Source organism: Thermoflexus sp. (genome assembly GCF_042408365.1).
Taxonomy (GTDB): domain Bacteria; phylum Chloroflexota; class Anaerolineae; order Thermoflexales; family Thermoflexaceae; genus Thermoflexus.
Genome location: NZ_JBHOQJ010000290.1, coordinates 1 through 8,377, shown reverse-complemented (window position 1 = coordinate 8,377; position 8,377 = coordinate 1). Strand labels below are relative to the sequence as shown.

Sequence of the window (8,377 nt, the reverse complement as noted above, 5' to 3'; positions counted from 1 at the left end):
GCCGGGCGCCTTTGGCGCCCGGCCCCCCAGCCTCCACGAGACAACCAACCGCATCACTCCCCAAAATATGAAAGAAGCATTAAGCTTCCTTCTCTTTCAGAAGCTCCACCACGCGATCCAAGATGACCTCCGCGACGGCGGCCTTGCTCATCAAAGGAAGAGGTTCAACCCTGCCTCGGGCATCGATCAAGGTGATCCGGTTGGTCTCCACAGCGAACCCCGCTCCAGGCTCCGTCACATCGTTGGCGGCGATCAGATCGAGGCCCTTCGCCTGGAGCTTGGCCTGAGCGCTCTCCAGGAGATCTCCGGTCTCCGCCGCGAAGCCCACCACCACCTGAGGCTTCCCATGCCTGGCCCGATGTGCGGCCACCCCGGCGAGGATGTCCGCTGTGGAGACCAGCTCAAGGGTCAAGCCGGTTCCCTTTTTGATCTTCAAGGGTTGCGCATGGGCCGGTCGGTAATCCGCCACCGCAGCGGCCATCAACAGGACGTCGGCCTCCTCGCACTCCCGCCAGACCGCTTCGGCCATCTCCGCCGCGGTCCCCACATCGATGCGACGCGCCCCGATGGGCGTTTCCAGCGTCACCGGGCCAGCGATCAACACCACCTCCGCCCCTCGATCCAGCGCTGCCTGTGCCAGCGCGAAACCCTGCTTCCCTGAGGATCGGTTCCCAACGAATCGAACCGGATCGATCGGCTCATAGGTGGGGCCCGCGGTGACCACAACGCGCTTACCGGCGAGAGGCCCCTTCCGACCCAGGATCCGCCGGATGTGTCCCAGCAACTCCAGGGGTTCCACCATCCGCCCCCAGCCCTCCAGGCCGGAGGCCATGCGCCCATAGACAGGGCCGGCCACCTCCACACCCCGGGCCCGCAAACGCCCAATGTTCTCTTGCGTCGCCGGGTGGGCCCACATCCCCGCATCCATCGCCGGGGCGATTAAAATCGGCGCCCGAGTGGATAGGCACAACGTGCTGAGCAGATCATCCGCTAAGCCATGGGCCATCTTGGCGATGAAATCCGCTGTGGCCGGGGCGATGACCACCAGCTCAGCCGCTTCCCCCAAGACCACATGGGGAAGTGCCGTTTCCGAGGTGGGAGTCCATAGATCCGTCCACACCGGTCGGCCGGTGAGCGCCTGGAAGGTCAAAGGGGTCACGAAGCGGGTGGCCGCCGCGGTCATCACCACATCCACCTGCGCGCCCCCTTGAGTCAACTTGCTGGCCAGATCCGCCACCTTATAGGCCGCAATCCCTCCGGTGACCCCTAGGACAATCCGTCGGGCTTTCAAAATCGGGATCGGCTCCACGCCTTCCTCACCCTACTCTAATAGGATGCGCTCTCCTTCCACACCGATGACCACCGCCAGGGACTCGATCGGCACGCCCAGTGCTTGCAGCCGGTCGCGCCCCCCTTCGAAGCGCTTTTCGATGACCGTCCCAATCCCAATCACCTGGGCGCCGGCCGCCTGGGCCAGCCGGGCCAGGGCCAGGATCGTCGCCCCCGTGGCCAGGAAATCGTCCACGATCAGCACCCGATCGCCGGGCTGGAGATAAGCTGCTGCCACCAGCAACGTGACATCCCCACCCTTGGTATGGGAAGGTGCGGTGGCGAAGAAGACATCATCTCCCATAGTAAGGGGCTTATGCTTACGGGCAAAAACCAGGGGGACGCCGAGCGCGTGGGCGGTCATGAGCGCCGGCCCGATCCCGGAGATCTCCGCGGTCAGCACTTTCGTGGGGTTGAGAGGACGGAAGCGCCGGGCGAGCTCCTGGCCGCACGCGGCGATCAGCGCCGGATCGATCTGATGGTTCAGGAACGCATCGACCTTGATGATGCCGTTCCCCAAATGGCGTCCATGGCGACGAATGGCGTCTTTCAAGGCTTCCATTCGATCCTCCCCATGACCTCGCAAGCAGAAAGATCCAACGGTCGGATAGGCCCATGCTACGGACACCTGATCATCCTGGGCCCAAACCAGATTGCCGGTGGAATAGTTGAAAACAGAAAGCGTCGCCGACCAGATGGGCGAATATCCTACTTAAAATTGCTCAACCGGTTCCTCTCTAGACGATGAACGCATCTTAAAGCCCATCCAAATCCCTAAAAGCAGGGAGGGCCGCCTTCGGCAGGTCCTCTGCCCCCCGACCATTTACTCCACATTCTCTCCAGATCCTTCCTCTTCCGTCTCGGCGCCCTCGTCTCCTTCCCCAGCCAGCTCCGGCATCGCCTTCTCGATCTCCTCGGGGCTCTGGCCCGCCTCCAGGCGCTCGATGACCTCCTCAAACTCGGGCCCGAGATCCCCTAGCTCCTCCCCAAGTTCCTGAGTCATCCGGCGCATCCATCGGCCGATGGAGCGCGGATCTTTTTCGTCTACGTCGCCGATCCAATCCGCATCCGCCAAGGATTCCAGGCGGGATTCCTCCGAACGAAGCACCCGCACCCGCGAAATCAGTCGAACCAGGTTCCGGCTTCCACAGTGGTCACACGCTACCTGACTGTGATCCACCTCAGAGAAGGTGCGGAAAAACACCGTAACCCGACGGCGGCATTGCAAGCAACGGTATTCATAGATCGGCATCTTCCCGCCTCCTCCGTCCAGAATCTGTCCTTCATTATACTCGGATTGGATTGGACATCTGAGGGTTGGGTGCGGTATCCATGCGCCCGTGACTCGTTTTCGGGGTTATGCGCTCGGGAAAGCCCATAGCCCCTCCCTCCTCCCCGCAGCCCAAAGGGCTACGGGTTCCTTTGAGATGAACCATTCAGGGAGTCGCGAACTCCTCCGGCAGCCTCTATCCCCGATGCGATCATCCCGAAGGCCCGCAAAACCCAGAACTGCGCGCCCTGCCCCGTATCCGGCCCTATCTCCAGGCCCTCGAGAAAGCCGGAAAGCACATTCCCCCCGTTCTCGAAACTCCAGGTAAAATGAGAGACAAAACCGACTCACGCGGAGTCCCATGGGCAGCTTAAAAGATCCACAGGCATTGAAGGCCGTTTCCCAAGAAAACTCTCTTGTGCTGGAAACGCTGGCCCAGCGCCCAACCCAGCCTTTGATCGTGGTGATCTCCGGACCTTCCGGGGCCGGCAAGGATTCCCTCCTTCGGCGGATGAAGGAGCTTCAGGTCCCTTTTCATTTCGTCGTCACCGCCACCTCCCGCCCCCCACGCCCGGATGAGGTGGATGGGGTCGATTACCACTTCCTCACCCGAGAACGATTCGAAGCCGGTATCCAGGCCGGAGAGTTCCTGGAATATGCGATCGTCTATGGGGATTATAAGGGCATCCCCCGCTGGGAGATCGACAACGCCTTAGCCAGTGGGAAAGATGTCATCCTGCGCGTAGATGTGCAAGGAGCGGCCACCCTCCGTCGTTTGATCCCGGAGGCCGTCTTCATCTTCGTCATCCCCGCCTCCCGGGAGGAGCTAATCGAGCGCCTCCGAACCCGTGGCACGGAGACCCCCGAATCGATCGACCGGAGGCTGCAGGCCGTTGAAGAGGAGCTCAAACATTGGGTGGATTTCGATTACGTGGTCGTCAACCGGGATCAGCATCTGGACGAAGCTGTGAACGACATCCTGGCGATCATCCGCGCCGAGCATTGCCGGGCGCGCCCCCGGCGGGCGCGCCTTGGCCACCCTGAGTAGCCCTCGGTCGGAGACGCTTAACCCTCGAGCGCTTAGCTTACAGAAAGGCGGGCCCGCGGATGGTTGGGAAAGAAGATCTTTTCGCCCACAGCCGGGCGGAGGCATTGCGACGGGAAGCGCCCTTGGCGGCGCGCTTGCGCCCCCGACGCCTGGAGGAGTTCGTAGGTCAGGCTCACCTGGTCGGGCCGGGTGCTCCCCTCCGACGCCTCATCGAAGAGGGGAAACTGCTGAATTCGATGATCTTCTGGGGCCCGCCCGGCACCGGGAAAACCACGCTCGCGTTGCTGATCGCCCAGGCCGCCAGGGCCCATGTGGAGACCTTGAGCGCGGTCACCGCCGGTCTTCCGGACCTGCGTCGGGTGATCCAGGAGGCCCAGGAACGCCGCCGCCTGTACGGACAGCGGACGATCCTGATCATCGATGAACTGCACCGCTTCACCCGCGTCCACCAGGATGCCTTGTTGCCTCACGTTGAGGACGGCACGGTGGTCTTCATCGGCATCACCACGGAGAACCCTTACTTCGCCGTCGTTCCCGCCCTGGTCTCCCGTTCCCGGGTCTTCTCCTTCCAGCCATTGACCGAGCAGGAGATCCTTCAACTGCTCCGACGCGCGCTCTCCGATCCCGAAAACGGTTATGGAGGACAGCCAATCGAGATCCCCGAGGAGGTCCTTCAATTCTGGGCCCATCTCAGCGAGGGGGACGCCCGCAACGCCCTGAACGCGCTGGAGCTGGCGGTCAGCGCGACCGCCCCCGATCCGGATGGGGTGGTTCGGATCACCATGGAGATCGCTCAGGCGGTGGTTCAGCGACGGACGCTGGCATATGACCGGGAGGCCCATTACGATACCATCAGTGCGTTCATTAAATCGATCCGGGGAAGCGATCCCGATGCGGCCTTGTTCTGGCTGGCGAAAATGGTGGACGCCGGGGAGGATCCCCGCTTTATCATGCGGCGCCTACTGATCCTGGCGGCGGAGGATGTCGGGTTGGCGGATCCGATGGCCATCGTAGTCACCGCTGCCTGTGCCCATGCCCTGGAATGGGTCGGAATGCCGGAGGCCGCTTATCATCTGGCCGAAGCCACCCTTTACCTGGCTACCGCGCCCAAGAGCAACAGCACCGGCGCTTACTTCCGGGCCCTGGAATTCCTGCGGGCGCACGGGGCCGGCGAGGTCCCCACTCACCTCAAGGACGCCAGCCGGGATGCGGAGGCGCTGGGCCACGGCCGGGGCTATCAATATCCCCATGCGTTCCCTGGGCACTTCATCCGCCAATCGTACTGGCCGGTGGGCCTCCCCCGGGTCCGCTTTTACACGCCATCCGACCAGGGCTACGAACGGGAGATCGCCGAACGACTGCGCCGCTGGTGGGGGGAACCCCCCGCCCAGTAGGGGCGAACAGGGATGCGCCCCCATGAAACAGGTGGGCTTCCACTGGGGAGGTCCGAGTGGCCCGAACGATCGCCGTGGTGAGCCAGAAAGGCGGGGTAGGTAAAACCACAACGGTGGTCCATCTGGGTGTCGCGCTGGCTGAACGCGGCGCCACGACCCTGTTGGTGGATCTTGACCCCCAGGGCGCGCTGACCACGGCTTTTGGGTTGAATGAGGATCTCTCGCCGACTGTGGAAGCAGCCTTGATGAAAGGCATCGCCATCACTCAAGTGATCCGGAACATACGGCCTTATTTGGACATCGCCCCCGCCTCCTTTCAATTGAATCAGGCGGAGATGAGCCTGCATCAGCGCCCGCGATGGCCTTACCGGCTTCGAGAGGCCCTTCGGCCGGTTTATGGGCGTTATGTTTATATCCTGATCGATGCGCCTCCCGGCCTGGGCCCTTTGACGGTGAACGCGCTGGCCGCCGCGGATGCGTTCTTGGTCCCTATTCGACCGGACTATCTCTCCCTCCGCAGTCTGAAAGGTCTGCTGATCGCCGTCGGGAGGTTGCGCCAGCAATTGGGGCTTTCCATTGAGCTCTTAGGCATTCTGCCGACCATGGTCCAGCTTCACCTCCGTCACCATCGAGATGTGCTCGCCGAATTGACCGCTGCTTTCGGGCGGAAGGTGTTCCAGGTTTTCATCCCCCAAAGCATCCGCTTTGCGGAGGCCCCGGTCGCGGGTCAGAGCTTGTTGGATTACATGGCCAGCCATCCCGGCGCTCAGGCCTATCGTCGGCTGGCCGCACTCATCGAGGAAACCAGGCGGACATCTGACTAGTGCTTCATCCATGTTTTGAGGATATGGGATGGTGCGGGCCAACGGCCCCACCCCCCTTCCTATGGCCCAAAGGGCTGTGGAAAGGGGGGATGAAAAGGATTCTGGCGCCTTGGGCGCCCGGCTCGCCGCCGAACCCCCAGGGGGGAGTTCATTTTTTAAATTCCATCAACAGAGCAAGTTCCAATTTTTACTGCGGTGGCGAATCCGCCCCCAACCACATTCCCGAGCTTCGGGGGAGTTTGGAATGGGAAAGCGTGGGAAGCCTGAGATCTCGCTGCGCGGCAAAGGGCGGGTGCTGTTTACCGAGCTGACCGAATGGGTGGAGCCCGGGGAGCCCGCCGCGCCCATGACGGAAGCCCAGGCCGCCGCCCCGGAGAGGCCTGCGGTGGAGGCGTCCGACCTTCCGACCTCCCCTATCCCGGAAAGCCCGCGAGAGGAGCAGGAAGAGCCTCTACCCGCTCCGAAAACCACCCAGGCCCTGGGATCGCCCGGCCTTTCCTCGGGCGCTCCCTCTCAGGTCCGCTCTGAGGATCGAGATGGCTTCCGTTTTCTCGCCATGGAGGCCGCGCGGGCGACATCCGAGGCCGCTGGGATCTCTAACTGGGTGCCTCCGCCGGGATGGCGTTGGGAGCACGCGGCCAGGCCCGCTGAGGCGATCCAAGTGGACTTAGGCGCGCCGATGCGCGCTCTGCGCATTCCAGGGCTCCTGGCACCGGAGCCCCCCAGCTCAGCCGAAGCTTTGCCGGAGAGAACCACAGAAACCATAGCGGAAGGAGAGCAATCCATGGAGCGAGCTCCCACAACATCTGTGCCTTCTGAAAGACCCTCAACCCCTCACCCGCGCACGGTGGATGAAGCCCATCTCCGCCAGATGAACGCGCGGATCGATGAACTTTACCGGCGTATTGCGAACGGAGCGATCCCCGATCCGGGGACGGCCGAGCAGGCCCTGGCGTGGCTGAAGCAAGCCCGCGAAGCCCTGTTGAACCCGGATGGCTACGATGATGCGGAGTATTATTACAGCCTCGCCCAGACCCGATACGCCATCGCCCGCCGGCTCTGGCGCTGGTCCTACACCTACGGGCTTTTCGTCTTCATCTGGGGCATCGCCTGGTTCGGACTGTATCTGTGGGCGTTGACCGGCGGTCGAGGATATAGCGCCCAAGTGGTCCCTCCGGGTTACGAGGGGATCTGGGAGCCGATCATGTGGGGCGGCTTAGGTGGGGTATGTGGCGTTTTCTATAGCCTCTACTGGCACGTCGCCATCAAACGGGATTTCGATCGTCAATACGTGATGTGGTATCTGGTGCAGCCGCTCCTCGGGAGCATGATCGGGATGATCATCTATATGATCATCACCGTGGGTTTCCTCACCATCCAGGGAACCCCAACGCCAGCCAACCCGCTGTTCATGTATCTGCTTGCTTTCATCGCCGGCTTTCGGCAACGATTCTTCCTGGAGCTCATCGATCGCATCGTCCAGACTTTCACCCCCAATCCCAGGAGCAGCCCATGAGCGGGAACCTCGCCTTCGTCTTTCCAGGCCAGGGCTCCCAGTATGTAGGGATGGGCCGAGTTCTTTATGAGGTGTTTCCGGAGGCCCGCGCGGTGTTCCAAGAAGCGGATGCGGAGCTGGGTTACTCCATCTCCCAGGTGTGCTTTGAGGGGCCGGAGTCCCGGTTGAACGATACCTTTTACACTCAACCAGCTATCCTTACCGTCTCCATTGCCGCATGGCAGGCCTGGCAAGCCCAGGGCGGGCCTTCGCCTGCCCTCGTGGCGGGTCATAGCCTGGGGGAGTTCACAGCCTTGGTAACGGCAGGCGCTCTCACGTTCCCCGATGCGCTTCGTCTGGTGCAGGAGCGCGCGCGCCTGATGAAATGGGCAGGGGAACAGCAGCCTGGGGCGATGGCTGCTGTGTTGGGGATGGATCGAGCGGCGCTGGAAGAGATCTGCGGAGAGGCTTCACGCGAGACCGGCGAGATCGTCGTTGTCGCCAATGATAACTGTCCGGGCCAGCTGGTCATCTCCGGTGGAAAAGCTGCGGTCGCCCGAGCGGGCGAGCTCGCCCGAAGCCGCGGGGCCAAGCGGGTGATCCCACTGGCCGTCAGCATTGCTGCCCATTCCCCACTGATGGCTCCCGCCGTAGAACCGTTCCGGGCGGCCCTGAAGGCCATCCCTTTCAACTCGCCGCGCATCCCCGTCATCGGCAACGTCCAGGCCCGTCCTTTGGCAGGCGATCCGGAAGCCCTGCGGGCCGAGCTCGCCCAGCAGCTCATCGCCCCCGTGCGCTGGACGGAGAGCGTCCGCTGGATGATCGAGAACGGCGTTCGGACTTTCGTGGAGTTCGGCCCTCGAGATGTGTTGAGCGGCCTGATCCGTCGCATCGCCCCTGAAGCCTGCACCCTCCAGGTGGAGGATCCGAAAACCTTGGGACAGGCGCTGCAGGCGCTCACCACCGATTTCGAAGAATAGTGGATCTTTGTTGCGGCGGCGGCGCCGCCGCAACAAA

Annotated in this window: 8 protein-coding genes; 5 read left to right on the top strand and 3 right to left on the bottom strand. The window is 62.8% G+C overall.

What is annotated here, in order from left to right; translation table 11 throughout:
- Positions 1 to 79: 79 nt before the first annotated feature.
- From coaBC to ACFMO5_RS13410, 3 genes are all read right to left on the bottom strand, one after another.
- On the bottom strand, positions 80 to 1,309 hold the full coding sequence (gene coaBC, locus ACFMO5_RS13420; RefSeq protein WP_376793258.1) for a bifunctional phosphopantothenoylcysteine decarboxylase/phosphopantothenate--cysteine ligase CoaBC: 1,230 nt from the start codon (positions 1,307 to 1,309) through the stop codon (positions 80 to 82).
- A gap of 12 nt (positions 1,310 to 1,321) precedes the next feature.
- The gene (gene xpt / locus ACFMO5_RS13415) at positions 1,322 to 1,891 is read right to left on the bottom strand and encodes a xanthine phosphoribosyltransferase (protein WP_376793257.1); all 570 of its coding nucleotides are present in this window, start codon (positions 1,889 to 1,891) and stop codon (positions 1,322 to 1,324) included.
- A 261-nt stretch (positions 1,892 to 2,152) separates the two neighbouring features.
- Complete coding sequence (locus ACFMO5_RS13410) at positions 2,153 to 2,581, bottom strand: zinc ribbon domain-containing protein (protein WP_376793256.1); 429 nt, start codon at positions 2,579 to 2,581, stop codon at positions 2,153 to 2,155.
- Between the two features lie 436 nt (positions 2,582 to 3,017).
- On the opposite strand from ACFMO5_RS13410, the gene ACFMO5_RS13405 reads away from it, so the two are divergent.
- The 5 genes from ACFMO5_RS13405 (at position 3,018) to fabD (ending at position 8,340) form a co-directional block, all read left to right on the top strand.
- The gene (locus ACFMO5_RS13405; RefSeq protein WP_376793255.1) at positions 3,018 to 3,647 is read left to right on the top strand and encodes a guanylate kinase; all 630 of its coding nucleotides are present in this window, start codon (positions 3,018 to 3,020) and stop codon (positions 3,645 to 3,647) included.
- Positions 3,648 to 3,706: 59 nt separating this feature from the next.
- Entirely contained in the window at positions 3,707 to 5,041 is a 1,335-nt protein-coding gene (locus ACFMO5_RS13400; protein WP_376793254.1) for a replication-associated recombination protein A, read from the top strand.
- 56 nt (positions 5,042 to 5,097) lie between these two features.
- Complete coding sequence (locus ACFMO5_RS13395; RefSeq protein WP_376793253.1) at positions 5,098 to 5,865, top strand: ParA family protein; 768 nt, start codon at positions 5,098 to 5,100, stop codon at positions 5,863 to 5,865.
- Positions 5,866 to 6,109: 244 nt separating this feature from the next.
- The gene (locus ACFMO5_RS13390; RefSeq protein ID WP_376793252.1) at positions 6,110 to 7,381 is read left to right on the top strand and encodes a hypothetical protein; all 1,272 of its coding nucleotides are present in this window, start codon (positions 6,110 to 6,112) and stop codon (positions 7,379 to 7,381) included.
- Positions 7,378 to 8,340, top strand: coding sequence for an ACP S-malonyltransferase (gene fabD, locus ACFMO5_RS13385; protein WP_376793251.1), 963 nt, complete (start codon positions 7,378 to 7,380; stop codon positions 8,338 to 8,340). Before ACFMO5_RS13390 ends, fabD begins: the two co-directional genes overlap by 4 nt.
- The last annotated feature ends 37 nt before the right edge of the window (positions 8,341 to 8,377 follow it).